This is a genomic window from Parasphingopyxis sp., from assembly GCF_052168275.1.
Lineage (GTDB): Bacteria > Pseudomonadota > Alphaproteobacteria > Sphingomonadales > Sphingomonadaceae > Parasphingopyxis.
The window spans coordinates 22,375-44,820 of sequence record NZ_JBQLZM010000143.1 but is presented as its reverse complement, the minus strand read 5'-3'; the positions used below and the strand labels follow the sequence as shown (position 1 = coordinate 44,820).

Sequence of the window (22,446 nt, the reverse complement as noted above, 5' to 3'; positions counted from 1 at the left end):
AGGCCATGTCGTGCGGGAGGCGCGGCCCGGGCAACGGGATCGGGACGTAGTGGGTGAGTTCGTTGTTCCGGTCGACGATGCCGTAATGCATGTAGGGCGCCTTCTTCGAATAATTGAAGAACAGCAGCTCGCCGGTATTCAGATCGACCTTGGGGTGGGCGGAAATGCCTTCGTCCGGCCCCCAGGCCGCGATGCCCCTGTCTTCCAGCGTTACCGGATCGAGCAGATAGGGTTCGCCGCACTGGTAGAAGGTCGAGACGACATTGCCGGCATGGATGACGACATCGGTCGAGGACGAATCCTTGAGCGATCCCTGGGCGCCCCAGCCCGGCCGTTCGGACCGGCTCGGATGCTCGGCGATACCCGCCCAGAGCGAGCGGCCGGCTTCCTGCTCGGCATGGAACCCCTTGGTCCGGACGAAGCGGTTGTGATAGCTCGCCTTGCCGCCGGTGATGTGGATCGAGTGCAGCATCCCGTCGCCGTCGAACGGGTGATAGACGCCGATCGGCGTGTGGATCGGGTTTTCGGTGTTGCGGACATAAACGCCCGAAATGTCGGTCGGGATCGCGCCGACCGATTCGAGGTCGGTCGCGTCATATTCCTCGTAATTGGGCGTCCAGGCGCCGCCGACATAGGGATGACCCTGATCCTCGAGCGTCGGCTCGATCCGGTTGACGATTTTCGCTTCCATCATCTTGGTCCTTCTTGCGCTTTGTCTTCCCTGTTGAACGGCGCCGCCATCGACCGGGCGAGCGTGTGCGGATCGCGCCCGAGAAAGGCGCGGACTTCGATCGCATGCGGATCGGTATCATGTTCGTCGATGCCGTGTTTGATCGCGAGCAATCCGGCCTTGCCGATATCGCGCGGCCGCGATTTTTCGCGATCGACATGGGCGGCCATGCGCGTGTCGACCGAGCCGACGATCAGCGCGGCGACATGGATGCCGCGCGGCGCGAGTTCGGCGCGCAGGCAGGTGCTTGCCGCGCGCCCGGCGAATTTGGACGGGCTGTAGCCGCCCATGCCGGGCACCGCGACGATCCCGCCGGCCGAAAGCACGTTGGCGATCGCGCCGCCGCCATTCTTCTCGATCACCGGCGCGAAGGCGCGGCACATCGAGAGCATCCCGAAATAATTGGTCTCCATCTCCTGGCGCGCGTCGGAGAGATCGGGCGCGCCCATCAGGGTCTGCATCTGGAAGGCGCCGGCATTGTTCACGACGATGGTGACGTCCTGGCACTGCTCCGCCGCGGCCGCGACCTGGTCGGGTTTGGTGACGTCGAGTTCGACGGCGACCAGCCGGTCGTCGGGCCAGGCCGCCATCTCCTCCACGGCCGCCGGGTTGCGCGCGCCGACATAGACCTTGCACGCGCCCTGTTCGAGCAGTTCCTCGACAAAGCCTTCGCCGATGCCCCGGTTGCCGCCGGTGACGATCGCGACGCTACCCTCGATCCGCATGCATTTCCTCCCTGATCTCGTACAGGATATCGTCGGGCTTCTTGCCGCCGCGCACGAGCTGCGACGGATCGGGCGCGATCATTCCGCGGCCCCAGCTTTCCTTGATATCGAACTCGGTATTCCACTCCCAGGATATCCGGCGATGCGCGATCGCCCATTTTCCGTCGCGTTTCTCGAACCGGTCGATCGCGCGCGCCATGGTCAGGCTGTCGAAGCCGTCGTCGCCGGTTTCGCGGCGCGAGAAGGTCAGCATGTAGCATTCGGACAGCGCCCGGTCGCCGTCGAGCTCGATCAGGATATTGGTGATCATGTGCGTCATGCGCGGCGCGGTCGGCAGGATCTTGCGCAGCATCGCGACATAGTCGCTCGCCGGGCCCTGGAAGGTGCCGCCATGATCCTCGATCGCGTCGGGATGATAGGCGGCCTCGATCAGGTCGGCGTCGCCGCGATCCGCGCCGCGCGTGTAGCGGGTCAGCACTTCCTGGATCGCCTGCTTGTCGAGCAGCGCCTGGAGCTCGGGGTCGCGCCCGCTCATGCGGCCGCCTCTTCGGGCGCGCCGAGGCCGGGCAGGGCGGTGCGGTCGACGAGACCGGCGCAATGATCGGGCAGCCCTTTGCCGGCGACGCCGGCATCGGCGATCCCGCGATCGAAATAGTCGCGCCACCCGACGATCCGGTCGCCGTCGAAATCGAGGATTCCCATATAGGGGATGGTGACGGTCGTGCCGTCCGGCGTCTCGAACTCGTCGACGCCCTCGACGAACAGCGCGTCCTCGGTCTCGGCGATGCGGAAGATGCGCCAGCGCGGATTCTTGACGCGCGTCTTGAACCCCTCGAGAAACTGCCGCGCGCCGGCCTTGCCGTAAACCGGGGGCTGGGTGACCGCGGAGAAATGCCAGACCAGATCGTCGGAGAGATGTTCGAGTACGGCGTCGATATCCTGCCGTTCGCTCCAATGCTTGATCACCGATTTGAGCACGTCGATCTTTTCGCTCATGGGCTCAGGCCTCCTCTTCCATGCGTGTCCGTTCTTTCCGGGCGAGCGGCGCGACCGGAGCGCCGGTCGCCGCGACCAGGCCGGGCGGCGCGTCGACGATGCGCGGGATCGCGTTGATCACCGTCGCCGCGACGCCGAGCTGTTCGGCCGATGTCCGCCCGTCCCGCCGTTCGGGCGGCGCGAGTTCGATCGCGAGGTCGATCCTCGGGGTGCCGTCGATCGACAGCCGCCAGAGCGGTTCGTCTTCGGCGATATAGCTTTTGTCCATCGCCCAGATGATGTGGACGGTGGCGATGGGCGCGCCGTCCTTCAGCGCCTTCCAGCGCCAGTCGAAATGGCAGGCGCCGCCCTTGGGGATCGTGCCCGCGGCGATTTCCATGTCGGCGCGCGCCGGGCGCATCCCGTGATCGGTGACGATCGCGTCGGGCGCGACGCCGAGCCGGTCGGCCATCGCCGCGACGGTTTCGGAAAACATGGCGTTGAGCGTCTGCGCCGGGACCCAGTCCGGGCTGTTCGGGTCGACATCGCCGGGCATCGATCCGAAGCCGAGGATGTCGAACACATATTCGGTGCTCTTCACCTCGCTGGTGATGACGATTTCGCTGAGCGTCGCGCTCTGCGGCGCCAGCGTCATTTCGAGCGCCGTCGCCAGCAGCCGTTCGGCCGCGAAACCGGGATTGAGTCCGGCCCCGCCGAAACTCGTGCCGCCCCTGGCGCAGGCGTCTTCGAAGCGCCGCCGCCGGTCCTCGGGCCAATAGGCGGGAAAGCTGTTGCCGTTGATGCTGACGACATTCTTGCCCGATTCGAGCAGGCGGAGGATGTCGCCGTCATGATGGTCGTAGGGCGGCTGCAATCGCGCCGCGTGGATCACGATATCGGCATCGGTCGCGAGGATGTCGTCGATATCGCGCGTCGCGATGACGCCGGTTGCGTCGCGATAGGCGATGTCGCCCGCGTCGCGCCCGGCCTTCTTGTCGCCATAGACGTAGAGCCCGGCCAGTTCGAGATCCGGGTGGTCGATGATGGCGCGCAGGCAGGTCTTGCCCATCGCGCCCGTCGCCCATTGGATCACCCTGTAGGTCACAGCGCTTCGGCCTTTTCGGATGCGTTCATCCGTTCGGTCACGGCCGAGAGGAAATCCTGGAAGGCCGCCTGGCCGTCGGGGAACTGGGCCGGCGCGTCCCGCTCCGCTTCGCTCGGATGCGCCGCCAGCGTCGCGGCTTCCCGGACCGTCGCCTGCCGTGCGAAGCCCGCGCCGGCGACCCACATTTCTCCCGTCGCCGTGCAATCCGGCGATGTCAGCCAGCAGGCGGCGTCCGCCACCGTATCGGGCGCCATCAGCCGCTCGAGTTCCGGCGTGAGGACGCCGCCGGTCATGTTGGTCGCGGCATAGGGCATCAGGATGTTCACGCCGATCGCGGCGCGGCGGAGTTCGTCGGCGAGCGACAGGGCGAAGCCGTTGAGCGCGCCCTTAGACGCCGCATAGGCTGCGCGGCCGTGGACGCCGTACAATCCGGCCGTCGACGAGACGAACAGGATCCGCCCGGCGGCGGATTCCAGCAGATGGGGCAGGGCGGCCTTCACCAGCGCGACATTGGCGTGAAAGTTGATCGCCATCACCGCGTGAAAGGCCGCCGGATCGCTGTCGACGAACCGCGCGGCATCCCCGGCGATCCCGGCATTGAGGATCAGCGCGTCGAGCCCGCCGAAACTGTCGATCGCCGTCCCGACGATCGCCTCGGCGGCGCCATCGGCGCTCACATCGCCGGTTTCGGCAACCGCCCGGCCGCCTGCGGCGCGGATCTCCTGCGCCACGGTTTCGGCCGTCGAGGGCACGCCCGGGTGCGCGCGATTGTTGACGACGACGCGCCCGCCGCGTTCTCCCCAGCGCCTTGCAAAAGCGGCACCGAGCCCTTTGCCGGCGCCGGTAACGACGACGACGGGCCCCGTCTCGCTGGCGATTTCACTCTCCATGCCGCAACTCTATCCAAGTCGGTATGATAATGAAAGCGATATGATGGGAGAAACGGCTTTTTCGCCGTGGGTCAGCCGACCTTTTCGCGCCGCTCGGTCTCGCCGGCCCGTTCGATCACGATGAAGTCGACGCCGCGCGGCTCGATGTCCTCCTTGCACTCCGAACAGGCGACGACCGGCTTCAGGTCCTGGCCGCACAATTTGTGGATCAGGATCAGCGGCGGTCCTTCGGGCGAGACGAAATATTTGTCGCCCCATTGGAGGAGGAAGAGCAGCGCGGGATAATAGTCCATGCCCTTGCGGGTCAGATGATATTCGAAGCGCGGCGGGTTCTTGCTGTACTGCTTCTGCTTCAGCACGCCGCGCTCGATCAGCCAGGACAGCCGCTCGGACAGGATGTTCGTCGCGATCGCCGTGTCGCCGCGGATCTCGTCATAGCGGTTGAGGCCGGTGAAGACCGAGCGCAGGATCAGGCTCGCCCAGCGGTCGCCCATCAGCTTGGCCGCTTCGTCGAGCAGCGAGGTGGGTTGGGCGTCCTGATCGCGCAGCTGGCGGCGGCGGCTGTAGACCGGCGTCATCCAGCCGACCCCCGGGCCCTCGCGCCAGTCGACGTCATAGGCGTGGATTTCCTCGCGGCAATGGTTGCAGACCGGGGTCGGGGTGAACTCGTTGCCGCAGGTCTTGTGGGTCAGCTCGACCTCGATCTTGCCCTCGCGGTTGCCCCAGAGCTTTTCCCAGCGCAGCAGCATCAGCGAGACCCAGTAGAGATCGCCGCCCTTCTTGGTCATGATATATTCGTGGCGAGGCGGGCTTTCGCAATAGAGCCGCTTCTCGAGCAGGCCGAGCGACACGAGCCGCTTGAGTCGGTTGCTTAACAGTGCCTTGAGCAGGCCGTTGCGGGTCCGGAAGTCGTCGAAGCGCCGCGCGCCGAGCCAGCTCGCCTCGAGGATCAGCAGGGTCGATGTATCGCCAACTACTTCAAGCGCACGCCAAACCGAGCAGGTGCGGATCAACTTCTGCATTCCCATTGGCGGACCCTAGCATCCCGGGCGCTTCTTTGCCGAGTCCCAATTCGCAAGTCGCTCGAAACCGGATCGAAACCCGATATTGCTAGGCCCGGGTCAGCAGCGCGGCGGTGCCCACGCCCGAGCCGCCATGGGTGACGACAAGGCCCTGTGCCGCGTCGCGCCGGGCCATCTCCTCGACGAGGGTCGCGGTCAGGATCGCGCCGGTCGCGCCCATCGGATGGCCCATGGCGAGATGCCCGCCATTCACGTTGACGATCTCCGGATCGACGTCCGCGCGGCGGTAAAAGAGCGACGGCACGACGGCGAAGGCCTCCATATATTCGACGAGATCGAGATCGGCGAGCGTCCGCCCGGTCTTCGCGAGCAGCCTGTCCATCGCCGCCTCGCCCGAGGTCAGCTGGTCGATCGGGTCGCCCGCGGCCTCGACACAGGCCTCGATCTTCGCCAGCGGCGCCAGGCCGAGCGCGGTGCCCGCTGCGGCCGAGCCGACAAGCACCAGCCCGGCGCCGTCCGCGATCGGCGGGCAATTGGCGATTGAATGGCGATGATCGATCGGCCCCGTGCCGGGTTTCGCGCGGTCGATCATCGCGTCGACGCCGGCGGCCCCCGTTTCGACGAAGGCCGGCGGGAGCGCGCCCAGGCCCTCCATCGTCATCGTGTCGCGGATCGTCTCGTCGGGGTCGAGCAGCACCTTGCCGGCCTCGTCGCGCATGGCGACGACCGACCGGTCGTAGCGCCCGGCGTCCCAGGCCGCCCTGGCGCGGCGGTGCGAATTGATCGTGGCGACGTCGAGTTCCTCGCGCGTCACGTCGAACCGGTGCGCCAGATAATCGGCCGACAGCGCGACCGGGACGTAGCGCAGCTGTTCGGACAGCGCGGGATCGGCATAATAGGGCGCCTGGTCCGCGAGAAAGGGGACGCGCGACATCATTTCCACGCCGCCCGCGAGCACCAGTCCGGCATCGCCGGCGCGGACCGTCGCGGCCGCGAGCGCGACCGCGCTCAGCCCGCCCGAACAGAAATTGTTGATCGTCAGCGCGATGGTGGCGTCGGCAAGGCCCGCATGCAGCTTGCCGACCATCGCGATATGGCCGCCCTGGTCGCCGGTCTGCCCGACGCAGCTCAGCACCAGGCGTTCGGCCCCGGCGATCGCCGCTTCGCCATGGCGCTCGCGCAGCGCGTCGACCAGCTGGCGGACGAGTTCCTGCGGCGCGAGCGCGGAAAGCGGCGCCCCCATCTTGCCCTTGCCGCGCGGCGTCCGCACCGCGTCGTAGATGAACACCTCGGCGTTCATCCCGCGCCGCCCTTGACCTGGATCCGGTCCCAGCTGCGGTTCACCGCGCGAACGGCCCAGAGGAAGAGGGCGAAGGCGAGCAGATAGGCGAGAGGGCAGACGATCGCCAGCGCGTAGCGGATGCCGTCGCCTTCCGGGAAGAAGGTGTCGCCGACGACCGCCGCGCCGGTCGGGCCGAAGGCCAGGCCGATGATGTTGACGACGAAGATATAGGCGGCCGAGATCGTCGCGCGCATCCGGTTGGGGGTCGTCTGCTGGATGACGGCCGGCGCCGCGCCGACCGTTACCGCCGCGGCGGTAAAGAAGAGCGCGAACAGCACCGAGGCCAGCAGCGGGCTCGGTGCGAGCGGGAAGGCGACCGCGCCGACCGTGCCGATGGCTATCGCGACCGCGCACAGCTTCACGCGTCCGGGGGGCGTTCCGCCGCCGATCCGGTCGGTGAGACAGCCGCCGCCGATCAGGCCGATCAGGCCGCCGACGATAAGCGCCGTGCCCGCCATATAGCCGGCCGTCGTCAACTCGACGCCATAGGCGCGCATCAGCATCGCCGGGAGCCAGGACACCGCCGCCAGCACGGCGAAATTGACGAAGCCGACCGCCAGCAACAGGCTGATCAGCAGGGCGCGCTCGCTGCGCATGAAGGCGAGGACTTCGCCGACCGGCACAGCGGGCTGGGCTTCGGTCTGGATGCCGCCCGCCGCATCGAGACGCGCGGGTTCGGGGAGCACGAGAAACAGCAGCGCGACAAGCACGCCGGGCAGCCCGACGGCGAGAAAGGCCACCTGCCAGGCCCGCAGCTGTCCGAGCAGCGGCACGTCGATATCGCCCGACGCGGCGACCAGCGTGATGACCGCCGCGCCGATCAGGAAGGCGGCGCCGGCGCCGACCGCCGAGCCGAGCCCGTACACGCCCATGGCGAGGCCGAGCCGGTTGCGCGGAAAACTGTCCGAAATGATCGAATAGGCGGCGGGAGACAGCGTCGCTTCGCCGACGCCGACGCCCATCCGGTAGAGGAAAAACTGCCAGAAACTGGTCACCGACGCGCAGGCCGCCGTCATCAGGCTCCAGAGCGTAATCCCGGCGGCGACGATCTTCATCCGCCCAGCCCGGTCGATCAGCCGCCCGATCGGGATGCCGGCGATCGTGTAGAACAGCGCGAAGGCCAGCCCCTGCAACAGGCTGATTTCGGTATCGGTCAGCCCGAGATCGGCCTTGATCGGTTCGACCAGCAGGCCGATGATCATCCGGTCGATGAACGAGAAGATATAGGCGATGAAGAGCGCGGCGACGATCGCCCAGGCGACCAGCGGTCTCGGATAGTCGCCGGTCTGGCCGTCAGCCGGCGAGCTGGCCAGCGTCGCGGCCACCTATTCGCGGCCGGCCTGGTCGAAATCCTCCGCAAGGCCCATCGCTTCGAGCAGTTCGGCGCGGTCGTAATATTCGCGCCATTCGGTGATCAGCCCGTCCTCGCCGATCTCGATCACGCCGACCACGGGAACCGAGCCTTCATGGCCGTTATAGACGAACTCGTCGACGCGTTCGACGAATACGGTGCCGTCGATCACGCCGATATTGCGCAGGTTGAGCGTGATCGTCTCGAGGCCTTCGCCAAGATGGCCGATCCGGGCGCCGATCGCCTCGCGCCCGACGATAGGTTCGACCATCATCGAATGCAGCGACCCGTCTTCGGCGAACAGGTTGACGACCCGGTCCCAGTCCCGCGTGTTCCAGGCGTCGACCATGTCGCGCACGACGGCGATCTTGGCTTCGTCTCCCATTTGCGATGCTCCTTCCTCGGTGGCGGTATTGGCGTCCTCGCTCGCGGCGGGCTGGCAGGCGGCAAGGCCGGCGATCAGGACTCCGGCGGCGACCAGCTTGAGCTTCGAAGGCATGGCATCACTCCCCAGTAGGTTTATTTATGCAAGCCATAAAGGCCGAAAGGGACGCGGCTGTCAAGCGGCGGTTGTCGCCGCCCCGCCTTCACGAGGCCGCGACGCCGGAAAGCTCCCGGCGCAGCACCTTGCCGAGCGGATTGCGGGGCAGCGATTCGACCGTCCGCAGCTTTTCGGGCAGCTTGTAGACCGAGATTCCGACGTCCCTGAGATGCGCGGTCAGCTCCTCGAGCTCGAGCGTCTCGCCGTCGGCCAGCGCGACGATGGCGCAGATCTTCTCGCCGAGCCGCTCGTCGGGATAGGCGGCGCAGGCGGCCTCGCGGACCTTGGGATGGCTCTCGATCAGCCCGTCCAGCTCGGCCGGGGAGATGTTGACGCCGCCGCGGATGATCACTTCCTTCGAGCGGCCGACGAACTGGTAGAAACGCGCATCGTCCGGCGCGATCTCGAACAGGTCGCCGGTGCGGAAATAGCCCTGGTCGTCGAACGCGCGGGCGTTGAGCTCTTCGGCCTTCCAATAGCCGTCGAAGGTCATCGCGCCGTCGATCCGCAGCTCTCCGGCTTGACCGGCTTCGGTGATTTCTGCCTCGGTATCGGGATCGACGAGCCGGGTGCGGATCTTGTTGGGAAAGGCGCTCTTCCACTCGACGCCCTTCGCGCCGAAGCGCGGGAAATAGGAGGCGCGCAGGTGCGGATCGGGCATTTCGGCATGGGTCGAGAAGAGCGAGCAGCCCTCGTTCGATCCGAACACGTTCATCACCGGAACGCCGCGTTCCTGCCAGCCCTCGACCATCCAGACGGCGAGCGGCGCGGAGCCCGAGCCCATGCAGCGCAGGTTGGAGAGGTCGATCGTCTCGAGCAGCTGCTCCTGCTTGAGCAGCATGTTGAGGATCGCCGGCGGCGCCACCGTGTAATTGATCTTTTCTCCGGCCATCTGGCGCAGGAAAACCGGCAGATCGAAAGGGTGGTGCTGGACCAGCTTGCCCTGCACCATGAGCCAGGGGATCACCATCCCGCCGATCGCGGCGATATTGATCAGCGGGAAGGGGTTGAGGATCGCGTCGCCGGAGCGGAGGTCGGCCGCCTCGATCATCGCCTCGCCATTGACCGTCCAGTGATCGTGATGGCGCGGCACGCCCTTGGGGTCCGCCTCGGTGCCCGACGTCCAGCAGATGGTGAGGATTTCGGAGGCCTCGGCATCGCGGCGCGGCGTTTCCGCCCCGCCCGCCCGGGCTTCGTGCCATTCGAACGACCGGTCGCTGTCTGCGCCGCCCGAACCGAGGGCGAGAACGGGGATGGCGCGCCCCTCGGCGTCTAGCATCCCGGCGATCTCGGCGCGATGATCGAAGCCGTGAAAGCGCTCGACGGTCAGGATCAGCCGCGGATCGACCTGGCCGACGATCTTGCCCAGTTCATGGCGGCGATAAGCCATCGCGGCGGGGCTCAATATCGTGCCGAACCGCGCGCAGGCGAGAAAGGCGATCACGCCCTCGACGATATTGGGCAGCTGGGTGACGATCACGTCGCCGGGCTTCAGCCCGAGTGCGGCGAAGGCCCGGCAGAAGCCGTCGACGCGGGCATCGATGTCCGCGAAGGTGAGGCGCGCCGGCTCGGTGCCGGTCAGGTCCGGCCGATTCGGCGGATCGATCAGCGCCTCCTCGCCGCCGCGCGCGGCCACGGCGTCGCGCAGCAGCGCATCGACGGAAATCCCCTGCCACCAGCCGCGCTCGCGGTACAGGCGGCTGCGCTCTTCGGGCGTCATCTTGGCGGTCACGGCATTCCTCTCATGGCCGCGTCGCGGCTCGTTCTATCCTGGACCCCTAAACATCATTGCGCCGAAACGGCAACTCGCATAGGGTTGCACAGTAATACTCACTAAACGGGAAGAGGATCAATATGCAGGTGTCTGACGCGCCGTTCAGGCACGTGGATTTCCCGCCGGTCGACCTCGATATCGAGCGGCGCGACGACGGCACGATCGTCATGACGCCCGCGCAGCCGCTCGAGATCGGCGTGCCCAACGTGCCGACCGGCCTGGCGCGCCAGGCGGCGGCCACGCCCGGCAAACCGCATCTGCGGGAACGCGATCCCGACAGCGGCGACTGGCGGACCGCGACCTTCGGCGACGTGAAGCGCGCGGCCGACGGCCTGACGCAATGGCTGATCGACCGGGATCTCGCCGGCGGCGGCGCGATGCTGATCGTGTCGGGCAATTCGATCGCGCATGCCGTGATCCGCTACGGGTCGATGGGAGCCGGGGTCCCGGTCACGCCGGTCAGCGAGGCCTATGCGCTGCTCGGCGCGAAGGGCGATTACCAGCGCCTCCGCCATGTCGTCGCCACGGTGCAGCCGACCGTGGCGTTCGGCGAAACGGCCGCGCACGTCGCCGCCCTGCGCGCGGTGCTGCCCGAGGGCGTGCCGGTGATCAGCCGCGAACCCGATGCCGATGGCGCCGACTATGCCGCCGTGACCGGCACCGCACCGACCGACGCCGTCGCCGCGTCGATCGACGCGCTGACCGCCGATACCGTCGGCGCCTATATGCTGACCTCGGGATCGACGGGCCGCTCGAAGGCGGTGATCCAGACCCACGGCATGATCGTCGCCAACCTGTTCCAGGGCTGGCAGGCGCTCGGCAAGGCGGCGGGCTGGGACGATGTGCTGCTCGAATGGCTTCCCTGGAGCCATGTCTCGGGTGCCTTCTCCTCGATGGCCGCGGCGATCTTCGGCGGCACTTTCCATATCGACGAAGGCAAGCCCGTGCCCGGCCTGTTCGACGCGACGATCCGCAACCTGCGCGATGTCGAGCTCACCTATTTCACCAACGTCCCGGCCGGCTATGCGATGCTCGTCGACGCGCTCGAACGGGATCGCGATCTGGCGGAGACGTTCTTCCGGAAGCTGCGCCTCGTCCTGTACGGCGGCGCGGGTCTGCCCCAGCCGGTGTACGACCGCCTCCAGCGGCTCGCCGTCGATACGGTCGGTCACCGGATCATGCTGACCACCGGCTATGGCGCGACAGAGACGACGTCGGGCGCGATGTCGATCTATTTCGAGAGCGACCGGGTCGGGATCGGGCTGCCGATGCCCGGGCTGTCGGTCAAGATGGTGCCGATCGGCGATCGGTACGAGCTGCGGATGAAGGGACCGATGGTCACGCCCGGCTATCTCGGCGAGGACGAGCTGAACGCCAACATCCGCGACGAAGAGGGCTTCTACAAGATCGGCGACACGGCGCGCTTCCACGATCCAGACGCGCCGGAAAAGGGCCTCGCCTTTGCCGGTAGGCTTGCCGAGGAATTCAAGCTGGCGACCGGCACCTGGGTGTCGGCGGGCAATATGCGGATGGACCTGCTCAGGCATCTCGCGCCGCTGGTCGGCGATCTGCTCGTCTGCGGCGAGAATCGCGATTATGTCGGCATCCTCGCCTGGCCCAGCGAGGCCGGATTGCGGTCTGTAGCGGCCGATCCCCAGGCGCCGCTCGAGCAACTGCTCTGCGACGATGGCGTCCTCGCGGCGGTGCGCGAAGGGCTCGCGGCCCATAACCAGGCCGCATCGGGATCGAGCGGCCGGGTCGTCCGCTTCGCCTTCCTGGCCGACCAGCCGAACGCCGAGGCGCACGAGATTTCGGACAAGGGCACGGTCAACCAGGCGCTGGCCAAGCATAACCGGCCCGAGGCGATCGAGGCGCTCTACGCGGACGCGCCGGGCGCCGCTGTCATCTCCATGACCGGAGAATAGAAGCCCGGCCAGCGGGACCGGAAAAGAAGGGGACGCAATCCATGGACGCCATATTATCGCTCTTCGCGGCCAACGCCGCCGTCATCTTCGCGCTGATGCTGCTGCTCTGGCTGCTCAGCGTGGCGATCAAGGATGTGAGCTTCATCGATTCCTTCTGGGGTTTCAGCTTCGTCGTCATCGCGGTCGTCACCTATCTGCTGACCGGGGGCGGTTCGGAGGAGCGGCGGCTGCTCATCCTCGGCCTGACGGCGGTCTGGGGCCTGCGCCTCGCCCTGTATCTTTTCTTCCGCTGGCGGCGGGAGGGCGCGGACAAACGCTATGTCGCGATGCTCTCGCGCACCGATTCGCCGCACTGGTTCAGCCTGCGCAACGTGTTCCTACTCCAGGGCCTGCTGCTGCTGATCGTGTCGCTGCCGATCCAGCTCGGCTCTATCCCGGCCGAACCGGCCGCGGTCGGACTGATCGGATGGATCGGCGCCGCGCTCGCGATCGTCGGCATCCTGTTCGAAACGGTCGGCGACTGGCAGCTCGCGCGCTTCAAGGCGCGGGGGACGGGCGGCGTGATGGACGGGGGGCTGTGGCGCTATACCCGCCATCCCAACTATTTCGGCGACAGCTGCGTCTGGTGGGGCCTCTATCTGATCGCCGCCGAAACCACGCTCGGCCTCGCCAGCATCGTCGGCCCGGCGCTGATGACCTATCTGCTCGTCAAATGGAGCGGCGCGGCGCTGCTCGAACGCCGGCTCAAGCGGTCGAAGCCCGAATATGAGGACTATATCCGCCGCACCAGCGGCTTCTTCCCGCTGCCGCCCGCAAAGCGCTGAATTCTGCGGAATAGCGTTTCCGAGAAAGTGGAGGCCCGAGCCGGAATCGAACCGGCGTACACGGATTTGCAATCCGCTGCGTCACCACTCCGCCATCGGGCCCCGCGGAAACGTTTCGAAGGGCGGGCAAATGGGCAAGCCGCGGCAATCTGTCAAGCTTCGCCGTGCTTTCGTCGAAAGCCGGAGAGAGGGCGCTTGGCCTTCCCCGCTATTGCCGATAGAAGGCAGCGTTGACGCAGCTGTATTGCTCATATAAGACAGCGGCGAACGACGACACGATATCGACAAGGTCACTGCCCATGAGTCACGATTTCGAAGCGATGCGCCTGGCGATGGTGGAAAGCCAGCTGCGGACGACCGCGGTCGACGATCCGCGCGTCGTGCGCGCGATGGCGGCCGTGCCGCGCGAGCAATTCGTGCCCGAAGACAAGGCCTCGCTGGCCTATGCCGAGATGCTGCTGCCGCTCGGCGGGGGCCGGCGGATGAACCTGCCGATGGCGACCGGGCGCCTGCTGACGGAACTCGCGCTCACGCCAGAAGATCATGTGCTCGTCGTCGGATCGGCGGGCGGATATACCGCGGCACTGTGCGCCGAACTGGCGAAATCGGTGGTTGCGCTCGAAGAGGAAGACGCGCTGGCGGCGCATGGCGCGAAGGCGCTGGCCGGATATCCCAATGTCGAAAGCGCGCGCGGGCCGCTGGCCGAAGGCTGGGCCGGGCGCGCGCCCTATGACGCGATCGTCGTCGACGGCGCGATCGAATCGCTGCCTGCGGCGCTGGTCGACCAGCTTGCCGATGGCGGCCGGCTCGCGGCGGGGATGATCGAGGAGGGCGTCACGCGGCTCGTCTATGGCCGCAAGCAGGGCGACGCCTTCGGGACGACGGCCTTTGTCGACGCCCAGTCGGCCTCGCTTCCGGGCTTCGAACGCCCGGCAGAATTCGTATTTTAGGAAGGTGAGCATGGCGCCCAGAGCGAACATATTTCTGACCGGCGCCGCAGCAGCGGCCGCCCTCATGCTGGCGGCGCCGGCTTCGGCCGAAACGTTGCGCGGCGCGCTGCTGGAAGCCTATCAGACCAACCCGACGCTGAACGCGGCGCGGGCCGGGCAGCGGGCCAATGACGAGAATGTGCCGCTGACGCTCGCCGACGGCCGGCCGTCGGTTTCCGTGACCGGCTTCTACAACGAGAATGTGCGGACCTCGGCGAACAGCTTTACCGCACCTGCCCGGAACACGGGCGCGCAGGCGGACGTGACCCTCCCGATCTACCAGGGCGGCACGGTGCGCAACCGCATCCGCGCGGCCCGCGAACGGGTCGAGGCGGGGCAGGCCGATCTGCGCTCGACCGAGGCCAATCTCTTTACCAACGTCGTCGCCGCCTATCTCGACGTGATCAGCAACCGGAATATCGTCGAACTCAACTCGAACCAGGTGCGCGTCCTCGACACGAACCTGCAGGCGACCAGCGACCGTTTCGAAATCGGCGATCTCACCCGCACCGACGTCGCCCAGGCCGAGGCGCGCCTCTCGACGGCGCGCGCCAATCTGGACACCGCGCAGGCCGAACTCGCCGCGGCGGAAGAAAATTATCTGCGCCTTGTCGGCGAATGGCCCGAGGAACTCGAGCCGCCGCCGCCCTTGCCCGAACTGCCTGCGACGCCGGATGCCGCCGAGGATATCGCGATCGTCCACAATCCGGACCTGCTTTCGGCCCAGCGCAACGCCGAGGCGGCGCGCCGCGACATCGCGGCGGCCCGCGGATCGCGGCTGCCGACGCTCGAAGCCTTTGCGCGCGGCAATTACAATAACTTCCTCGATACGCTGGGCGGGCCGCTCGGCAACCAGTTCGTGCAGGAGGAGACCACCGCGACCGTCGGCGTCCGCGCGACCCTGCCCATCTATCAGGGCGGGCGGCCGGCGGCCCAGGTTCGCCGGGCCCAGGCGCAACGCACGCAGGCGATGGAAACGGTGATCGCCACCGAGCGCGCCGTCGTGGCCGATGTCCGCGCCGCCTTCTCGCGCTACCGGGCGACCTTGCAGGTGATCGACGCGACCGAAACGGCGGTCGATGCCAATGCGCTCGCGCTGGAAGGCGTCCGCGCGGAAAATTCCGTCGGTTTGAGGACGATATTGGACATTCTTAACGCCGAACAGGAACTGCTGAACAGCCAGGTCGATCTGGTGACCGCGCGGCGCAACGCCTATGTCGCGGGCTTCAACCTGCTGGCCGCCATGGGCAAGGCCGAAGCGCAGGATCTGGGGCTGGACGGGGGCGCGCTGTACGACCCGAACGTCAATTACGAGCGCGTCGACGATCAGTGGTTCGACTGGAACGACGATCCGCGCCCTGTGACTCAATCGACACGCACGGTCGATAATCCCCAACGCGTGGTGACAAATCCCGAAAATTGAGGCATGTCGCGCGGATGGGCGACGTTAACCATGAACCGACGATGGAAGAAATTCTCGCTTCCATCAAAAAGATCATCGCGGAAGACGGCGAAACCGCCGTTTCCGGGCCCGATGCGCGCTCCCGGCGCGAACGTCCCAAGCCCGCCGAACCGGCCGCGTCCGACGATGTGCTCGAACTGACCGAACAGGTGGAACAGCCCGAGCCGGCCGACGAAGCGGCCGATCCGATCATGTCCGACGATACGGTCGCGGCCAGCCAGGCGGCGCTCGCGGCGCTCTCGGCGATCGCCAATCCGGCGAACCAGGGCGGCAACACCGATTCCGCCCATCCGCTGGAAGGACTGGTGCGCGAGATGCTGCGTCCGATGCTCCGGGAATGGCTGGACGAAAACCTCCCGGCGATGGTCAAGGAGATGGTCGCGCGGGAAATCGCCAGGATTGCCGCCCATCGGGGGTAAGTCGGCTTGCGCAAGCCGGTCGGCGCGCTATCAAGCTCGATCATGAACACAATCGTCCGATATGGCCTGATCGGGGCTATCGCCGCCTTGTCCGCAACTGCCAGCGCGCGCCCCTTGGCGCCTGAAGACCTCGTCCAGTTCAACCGCCTCGGCGGCAGCAGCGTGACGGTCGACGGCGGCCTGCTCGTCTATGCGCAAAGCGAGACCGATCTCGAGGAGGACGCGCGGCGCGGCGATCTCTGGCTGCTCGACCTCAGCGAACCGGGCTCGGTGCCCGAGCGGTGGCGTCCCTCGGCGGATGCCGACGAGAGCGCGCCGGTCTTTTCCGCCGACGGCCAGTCGATCTTCTATCTGTCCGACGCCGGCGGTTCGAGCCAGGTCTGGCGCGCGCCGCTGGGCGAGGGCGATGCGGTGCAGGTCACCGATGTCGAGGCCGATATCGCCGGGTTCAGCATCGCGCCGGGCGGCGAGCGGATCGCGATCTGGTTCGACGAGGCGCCGGAATGCGAAGCGGTCAGCTGCCCCGACGCGGAAGCCGCGGACGATGCGGGCAGCGGGCGCTCCTATGACGAGATTTTCGTCCGGCACTGGGGCAGCTGGAACGACGGGACCCAGTCGCGGCTCGTGACTTTCCCGATGGCCGACGGCGCGATTTCGGGCGACGGCGTGGTCGTGTCGCGGCCGCTGAACGGCAACGTGCCGAGTCGGCCGTTCGGCGGCGGCGAGGAAATCGCCTGGCATCCGTCCGGCGCTTCGCTCTTCTTCACGCTCCGCGAGGGCGGGCCGACCGAGCCGCGCTCGACCGATCTCGACATCTACCGGGTCTCCGCCGACGGTTCGAGCGGACCCGAACTGCTGACCGGCGACAATGCCGCGCTCGATTCGCTGCCGACCCCGTCGCCCGACGGCCGCTATCTCGCCTATGTCGCGATGGAACGGCCCGGCTATGAAAGCGACCGGACGGTTCTCCACCTGCGCGACCTGATCACCGGCGAAACGCGCGCGCTGACGCAGAACTGGGACCGGAGCGTCGCCGGCATCGCCTGGTCGACCGATCTCCAGTCGCTCTATCTGGTGGCGCAGGACGGGCTCGATACGCCGGTGTTCCGCTACGCGCTAGCCGAAGGAGCGATCGAGCGCATTTCGGATGCCGGCAGCATCGGATCGGTCGCGCCGCAGCCGGACGGTTCGCTGCTGGTTTCGATGACGACGGCGCTCGCGCCGTCCGACCTGTTCCGGATCGATGCCGACGGGTCGATGCGCCAGGTGACCAATGTCAACGGTGCCCGGCTGTCCGAAATCGCCATGCCGGCGCGCGAGAGCTTCTCCTTCGAGGGCGCGGAAGGCGAGACCGTGTACGGCCAGATATTCCGGCCGGCGGACCTTGCCGACGGCGCGCGGGTGCCGGTCGCGCTGTTCGTCCATGGCGGACCGCAGGGCTCGTTCAGCGACAGCTGGTCCTATCGCTGGAACCCGGCCGCGATGGCGGCGCAGGGCTATGCGGTCGTGACGATCGATTTCCACGGCAGCACCGGCTACGGCCAGGCCTTTACCGACAGCATCAACAATGACTGGGGCGGCAAGCCGCTGCGCGATCTGCAGCTCGGCCTAGACGCTGTGCTGGAAGCGAACGGGTGGATGGACGGCGATCGCGTATGCGCGCTCGGCGCCTCCTATGGCGGCTATATGATGAACTGGATCGCCGGCAACTGGCCCGAGCGGTTCGACTGTCTGGTCAACCATGCCGGCCTGTTCGACCTGCGGCCCTTCTACTATGCGACCGAGGAGCTGTGGTTTCCCGAATGGGATTTCGGCGGCCCCTATTATGAGCGGGAAGAGGCCTATGAGCGCTGGAACCCGGTCCACCATGTCGAAAACTGGCGAACCCCGATGCTGGTAATCCATGGCGAGCGGGATTTCCGCATCCCCTACAGCCAGAGCCTGGCCGCCTTCACCGCCCTGCAGCGCCAGGGCATTCCGTCCCGATTGCTCGTCTTCCCGGACGAGAATCACTGGGTCAATTCGCCGCGCAACAGCCTCCAATGGCACCGCGCGGTTTATGAATGGGTAGCGCGATGGACCGGTCCTGACGCCGCACAGGCCGAGTAATCCGCCCGCGTGCCGAGGGAACCAAAACGCTAACCAGATATTCATTAGTAACTGTCGAAAGGGGTGATTGTGACAGACGACGGAAACCAGCAAGGCAGCGCAACGATCCTGTTCGTGGAAGACCAGGAGGAAGTCGCCGAAGTGGCCCAGGCCATGCTCGAAGAGCTGGGCTATACCGTCGTGTACGCCAGCAACGCCCAGAAAGCGCTCGATCTGCTCGATCAGCGCGACGATATCGACCTGCTGCTCACCGATATCGTGATGCCCGGTTCGCTCAACGGCGCGGACCTCGCCAAGCGCGTGCAGGAAGAGATGGGGCTCAAGGCCGTGCTCGTCACCGGATATGCGGACAAGGCGATCCCGAGCGACCAGTTCGACCGGTTCGACGTCATTCTCAAGCCGTTCCGGATGGAAGAGCTGGGCGCCCGGATCCGCGCCGCGCTGGCCGGCAAATAGGCCGACCGAAAGCGTAAACGCGCCGTAAACCCTTTTTGTCCATCTCCCGGAAACCGTGCGGCGTAACGGACCGGAAGCCGCCGTGCCCTGCTTACCGCGCTGATATCCGTATCGAATTTCGCAATGCGTCGGCGCGGGAGCGAGCGAGGCGGCGGCAAGCGTTAACGGTGCCGATTCTTTGTCCGGACAGGCGCGGAACCCCCGGCCGTCCGAGCCGTTGGACGGTCATGGCATTTTCGAAACTCCTCCAGAAACTCGCCGGCTCGGAACAGCCGAACCGCACCGATGAGCCGGTAACCGTCCTGCTCGTCGACGATCAGCCCGATGTCGCCGAGGTGACGCGCGAGATGCTCGAGGAGTGCGGCTATTCGGTCATCGCCAAGTCGGACGTCACGTCCGCGCTTGATGTGCTGGCGACCAATCCGGATATCGATATCGTGATCGCCGACGTCGTCATGCCCGGCGAGCTGGGCGGCGCGGACGTCGCCGAATTCGCCAAGGAGATGGCCGGCCTCAAAACGATCCTGATCAGCGGCTTTCCGCATCACCGGATCACGATCGACAGCCTCGGCAAATATGACGTCGTGCTGAAGCCGTTCCTGATGGAAGAGCTGGACGAACATATCCGCAACGCGCTCGGCAAGGACTGACGCGGCGAAAAGCCTGTGGCGCGGCGCGATGCGCCTTGCTAACGGCTGGTCGCCATGAGCGAACTACCCAAACATTTCGATCCCGCGGCCATCGAGGCGCGCTGGTATGCCCATTGGGAGGAGCAGGGCCTGTTCCGCCCCGAGCGGGACGGGGCCGAACCCTTCACGATCGTCAACCCGCCGCCCAATGTGACGGGCAGCCTCCATATCGGCCATGCGCTCGACAATACGCTACAGGACATTCTCGTCCGCCACCAGCGGCTGCTGGGCAAGGACGCGCTCTGGGTCGTCGGCACCGACCATGCCGGGATCGCGACGCAGATGGTCGTCGAGCGCAATCTCGCCAGCCAGGGCGTCAAGCGCACCGAGATGCCGCGTGAGGCCTTTGTCGAGCATGTCTGGGAATGGAAGGCGCAGTCGGGTGGCCAGATCACGCGTCAGCTTCGCCGCCTCGGCTGCTCGATGGACTGGGCGAACGAACGCTTCACGATGGACGAGGGCTTCACGAAAGCCGTCACCAAGGTGTTCGTCGATCTCTACAATGACGGCCTGATCTATCGCGACAAAAGGCTCGTAAACTGGGACCCGGCGCTGCGCACGGCGATTTCCGACCTCGAGGTCGAGGCGCGCGAGGTGCGGGGTCACATGTGGCACTTCAAATATCCGCTCGGGGGCGGCGAAACCTACACTTATGTCGAGCGCGACGCTGACGGCAACGTCGTGTTTGAAGAGGAGCGCGACTATATCTCGATCGCCACGACGCGCCCCGAAACGATGCTCGGCGACGGTGCCGTGGCCGTCCATCCCGATGATGCCCGCTATGCGCCGATCGTCGGCAAGCTCTGCGAAATCCCGGTCGGCCCCAAGGAGCATCGCCGGCTGATCCCGATTATCACCGATGAGTATCCCGATCGGGAATTCGGCTCGGGCGCGGTCAAGATTACCGGTGCGCATGACGAGAACGACTATGAGGTCGCGCAGCGCGCCGGCATCCCGATGTATCGGCTGATGGACGAAGTGGCGGCGATGCGGACCGACGGCGCGCCCTATGCGCAAGCCGCCGCCCGCGCGGTCGAGATCGCCAAGGGCGCCGAAGCGAGCGCCGCCGAGATCGATGCGCTCAACCTCGTACCAGACGAATATCGCGGGCTCGATCGCTACGACGCCCGCGTCCGCGTCGTTGCCGACATCGACGACGAAGGGCTGATGATCAAGGTCGAGGACAAGGTCCTCCAGCAGCCCTTCGGCGATCGCGGCGGCGTCGTCATCGAGCCGATGCTCACCGACCAATGGTATGTCGATGCCGAAACGCTGGCGCAGGCGCCGATCAAGGCGGTGCGCGAGGGCAAGGTCAATATCGTCCCAAAGAGCTGGGAGAAGACCTTCTTCAACTGGATGGAGAATATCCGGCCGTGGTGCGTCTCGCGCCAGCTTTGGTGGGGCCACCGGATTCCGGCGTGGTATGGGCCTCCAATCGGATACGCCGACGATCATCAAGAAGGTGAGCCTCTGGATTGGATCGAAGAGCTTCCGAATCTCGAAAATATTGTCGAACGAACTTGGTCTGCCAAACCAGAAGTCTTCGTGGCAAACAGCGCAGAAGAGGCGATGGAGCAAGCGAAAAAGCGTTACTCCGATGCCGGACTCGATCTGGAGATGGAAAACGGCTTCAAGTTGGAGTTTGTCGACAGCCATAGTGAGGCGCGCGACGGTTTCGTAAGTGCGCGTCTTGGCATTTGGCAGGATCCTGACGTCCTCGACACTTGGTTTTCCTCCGCGCTCTGGCCCTTCGCGACCATTGGTTGGCCCGAGGATGCGACCGACAACGAAACCGTTAGTGCTGAGCCTGTCGAAGCACGTCTCTCTGCCGATAGTCGCCCTTCGACAAGCTCAGGGCTAACGGGAAAAACAAGCGCGAAGCCCGGAACCGAGCTCGCCCGCCATTATCCCAACGACGTGCTGATCTCGGGCTTCGATATCCTGTTCTTCTGGGATGCGCGGATGCTGATGCAGGGGATGCACTTCATGGGCGAAGCGCCCTGGAAGACCCTCTATCTCCACGGTCTGGTCCGCGCGGCGGACGGGCAGAAAATGTCCAAGTCCAAGGGCAATACCGTCGATCCGCTCGGGCTGATCGACCAGTATGGCGCGGACGCGCTGCGCTTCTTCATGGCGGCGATGGAAAGCCAGGGCCGCGACATCAAAATGGATGAGAAGCGCGTCGAGGGCTATCGCAACTTCGCGACCAAGCTCTGGAACGCCGCGCGCTTCTGCCAGGCCAACGGCATCGGCGCGAGCGCGACGCTCGAGGCGCCCGAAGCGGAGAAACCGGTGAATCGCTGGATTATCGCCGAGACGATCCAGACGATCCAGAAGCTCGACCTCGCGCTGGCCGACCTGCGCTTCGACGGCGCGGCCAACACCATCTACCATTTCACCTGGGACCGCTTCTGCGACTGGTATCTGGAACTGATCAAGCCTGTCGTGAGCGACGACGAACGAGGCCAGATCGACGACGAGACCAAATCGGTCGTGGGCTGGGTTCTCGACCAGATCCTCGTCATGCTCCACCCCTTCATGCCTTTCGTCACCGAAGAGCTGTGGAGCAAGATGGGCGCTCGCGACGGCTATCCGCTGATCACGGCGAAATGGCCGGTCGCCGATGCGCGTGCGATGGACGAAGAGGCGGTGAAGGAGATCGACTGGCTGATACGGCTGATCGGCGATACCCGCACGGCGCGCTCGGAACTCAATATTCCGCCGGGTGCGAAGCTGACGATGCACGTCCGCGACGCGTCGGAGCAGACGCTGGAGCGCCTTGCGCGACAGGGGCCGGCGCTGGCGCGCGTCGGGCGTATCGAATCCGTAAGTGCCGAGCCGGCGCCCGGAGGTAGCGCGGCGCAGATCCCGGTCGACGAAGCGACCTATATCATCCCGCTCGAGGGCGTGATCGATCTCGACGCCGAGAAGGCGCGCCTGACCAAATCGCTCGAAGCCGCCGAGAAGGAGGCCGGTTCGCTCGACAAGCGGCTCTCCAATCCCCAATTCGTCGAAAAGGCGAAGCCCGAGGCGGTCGAGAAGGCGCGCGCCGACCATGCCGAGAAGACGGCCGAGGCCGACCGGCTGAGGGCGGCGCTCGAGCGGCTCGGTTAGGCGG

General features: G+C 66.3%; 20 protein-coding genes and 1 tRNA gene. 9 read left to right on the top strand and 12 right to left on the bottom strand.

Going from position 1 to position 22,446, the window contains the following annotated elements:
- The 11 genes from ACTS1X_RS13315 to ACTS1X_RS13265 all read right to left on the bottom strand — a co-directional run.
- Positions 1–694, bottom strand: a 694-nt coding sequence (locus tag ACTS1X_RS13315) for a carotenoid oxygenase family protein (protein ID WP_442614892.1), incomplete at its 3' end; no start/stop codon positions are given.
- Positions 691–1,455 carry an SDR family oxidoreductase gene (locus ACTS1X_RS13310; RefSeq protein ID WP_442614891.1) on the bottom strand — a complete coding sequence of 255 codons (765 nt, stop codon included), beginning with the start codon at positions 1,453–1,455 and terminating at the stop codon, positions 691–693. The genes ACTS1X_RS13310 and ACTS1X_RS13315, both read right to left, overlap by 4 nt.
- Positions 1,439–1,990 (bottom strand): nuclear transport factor 2 family protein, encoded by a 552-nt coding sequence (locus tag ACTS1X_RS13305; RefSeq protein ID WP_442614890.1) that lies wholly within the window; start codon positions 1,988–1,990, stop codon positions 1,439–1,441. Before ACTS1X_RS13305 ends, ACTS1X_RS13310 begins: the two co-directional genes overlap by 17 nt.
- On the bottom strand, positions 1,987–2,451 hold the full coding sequence (locus tag ACTS1X_RS13300) for a nuclear transport factor 2 family protein (RefSeq protein WP_442614889.1): 465 nt from the start codon (positions 2,449–2,451) through the stop codon (positions 1,987–1,989). Before ACTS1X_RS13300 ends, ACTS1X_RS13305 begins: the two co-directional genes overlap by 4 nt.
- A 4-nt stretch (positions 2,452–2,455) precedes the next feature.
- Positions 2,456–3,535, bottom strand: coding sequence for an NAD(P)H-dependent amine dehydrogenase family protein (locus tag ACTS1X_RS13295; RefSeq protein WP_442614888.1), 1,080 nt, complete (start codon positions 3,533–3,535; stop codon positions 2,456–2,458).
- Positions 3,532–4,425 (bottom strand): SDR family NAD(P)-dependent oxidoreductase, encoded by an 894-nt coding sequence (locus ACTS1X_RS13290; RefSeq protein WP_442614887.1) that lies wholly within the window; start codon positions 4,423–4,425, stop codon positions 3,532–3,534. Before ACTS1X_RS13290 ends, ACTS1X_RS13295 begins: the two co-directional genes overlap by 4 nt.
- 71 nt (positions 4,426–4,496) lie before the next feature.
- Positions 4,497–5,447 (bottom strand): winged helix-turn-helix transcriptional regulator, encoded by a 951-nt coding sequence (locus tag ACTS1X_RS13285; protein WP_442614886.1) that lies wholly within the window; start codon positions 5,445–5,447, stop codon positions 4,497–4,499.
- Positions 5,448–5,535: 88 nt separating this feature from the next.
- Positions 5,536–6,747, bottom strand: a complete 1,212-nt coding sequence (locus tag ACTS1X_RS13280; protein WP_442614885.1) for an acetyl-CoA C-acyltransferase — start codon at positions 6,745–6,747, stop codon at positions 5,536–5,538.
- Positions 6,744–8,114 carry an MFS transporter gene (locus tag ACTS1X_RS13275; RefSeq protein ID WP_442614884.1) on the bottom strand — a complete coding sequence of 457 codons (1,371 nt, stop codon included), beginning with the start codon at positions 8,112–8,114 and terminating at the stop codon, positions 6,744–6,746. The genes ACTS1X_RS13280 and ACTS1X_RS13275 overlap by 4 nt, the downstream gene beginning before the upstream one ends.
- The gene (locus ACTS1X_RS13270) at positions 8,115–8,639 is read right to left on the bottom strand and encodes a nuclear transport factor 2 family protein (protein WP_442614883.1); all 525 of its coding nucleotides are present in this window, start codon (positions 8,637–8,639) and stop codon (positions 8,115–8,117) included.
- Between the two features lie 88 nt (positions 8,640–8,727).
- On the bottom strand, positions 8,728–10,413 hold the full coding sequence (locus ACTS1X_RS13265) for a class I adenylate-forming enzyme family protein (RefSeq protein WP_442614882.1): 1,686 nt from the start codon (positions 10,411–10,413) through the stop codon (positions 8,728–8,730).
- Between the two features lie 122 nt (positions 10,414–10,535).
- Here ACTS1X_RS13265 and ACTS1X_RS13260 point away from each other — a divergent pair, with 122 nt between their 5' ends.
- On the top strand, positions 10,536–12,380 hold the full coding sequence (locus ACTS1X_RS13260; protein ID WP_442614881.1) for an AMP-binding protein: 1,845 nt from the start codon (positions 10,536–10,538) through the stop codon (positions 12,378–12,380).
- Between the two features lie 41 nt (positions 12,381–12,421).
- Positions 12,422–13,204 carry a DUF1295 domain-containing protein gene (locus tag ACTS1X_RS13255; RefSeq protein WP_442614880.1) on the top strand — a complete coding sequence of 261 codons (783 nt, stop codon included), beginning with the start codon at positions 12,422–12,424 and terminating at the stop codon, positions 13,202–13,204.
- Positions 13,205–13,232: 28 nt separating this feature from the next.
- On the opposite strand, the gene ACTS1X_RS13250 is transcribed toward ACTS1X_RS13255, so the two are convergent.
- Positions 13,233–13,306: transfer RNA gene (locus tag ACTS1X_RS13250), tRNA-Cys, on the bottom strand.
- A 197-nt stretch (positions 13,307–13,503) separates the two neighbouring features.
- Here ACTS1X_RS13250 and ACTS1X_RS13245 point away from each other — a divergent pair.
- From ACTS1X_RS13245 to ACTS1X_RS13215, 7 genes are all read left to right on the top strand, one after another.
- Entirely contained in the window at positions 13,504–14,154 is a 651-nt protein-coding gene (locus tag ACTS1X_RS13245; protein ID WP_442614879.1) for a protein-L-isoaspartate O-methyltransferase family protein, read from the top strand.
- A 10-nt stretch (positions 14,155–14,164) separates the two neighbouring features.
- Positions 14,165–15,616 carry a TolC family outer membrane protein gene (locus tag ACTS1X_RS13240; protein WP_442614878.1) on the top strand — a complete coding sequence of 484 codons (1,452 nt, stop codon included), beginning with the start codon at positions 14,165–14,167 and terminating at the stop codon, positions 15,614–15,616.
- A 14-nt stretch (positions 15,617–15,630) separates the two neighbouring features.
- Entirely contained in the window at positions 15,631–16,074 is a 444-nt protein-coding gene (locus tag ACTS1X_RS13235) for a DUF2497 domain-containing protein (protein WP_442614877.1), read from the top strand.
- A gap of 42 nt (positions 16,075–16,116) precedes the next feature.
- Complete coding sequence (locus ACTS1X_RS13230; RefSeq protein WP_442614876.1) at positions 16,117–18,183, top strand: dipeptidyl-peptidase 5; 2,067 nt, start codon at positions 16,117–16,119, stop codon at positions 18,181–18,183.
- A gap of 69 nt (positions 18,184–18,252) precedes the next feature.
- Positions 18,253–18,639, top strand: coding sequence for a response regulator (locus tag ACTS1X_RS13225; RefSeq protein WP_442614875.1), 387 nt, complete (start codon positions 18,253–18,255; stop codon positions 18,637–18,639).
- A gap of 227 nt (positions 18,640–18,866) precedes the next feature.
- Positions 18,867–19,289 carry a response regulator gene (locus ACTS1X_RS13220; RefSeq protein WP_442614874.1) on the top strand — a complete coding sequence of 141 codons (423 nt, stop codon included), beginning with the start codon at positions 18,867–18,869 and terminating at the stop codon, positions 19,287–19,289.
- Between the two features lie 54 nt (positions 19,290–19,343).
- Positions 19,344–22,442, top strand: coding sequence for a valine--tRNA ligase (locus ACTS1X_RS13215; protein WP_442614873.1), 3,099 nt, complete (start codon positions 19,344–19,346; stop codon positions 22,440–22,442).
- Positions 22,443–22,446 lie beyond the last annotated feature (4 nt).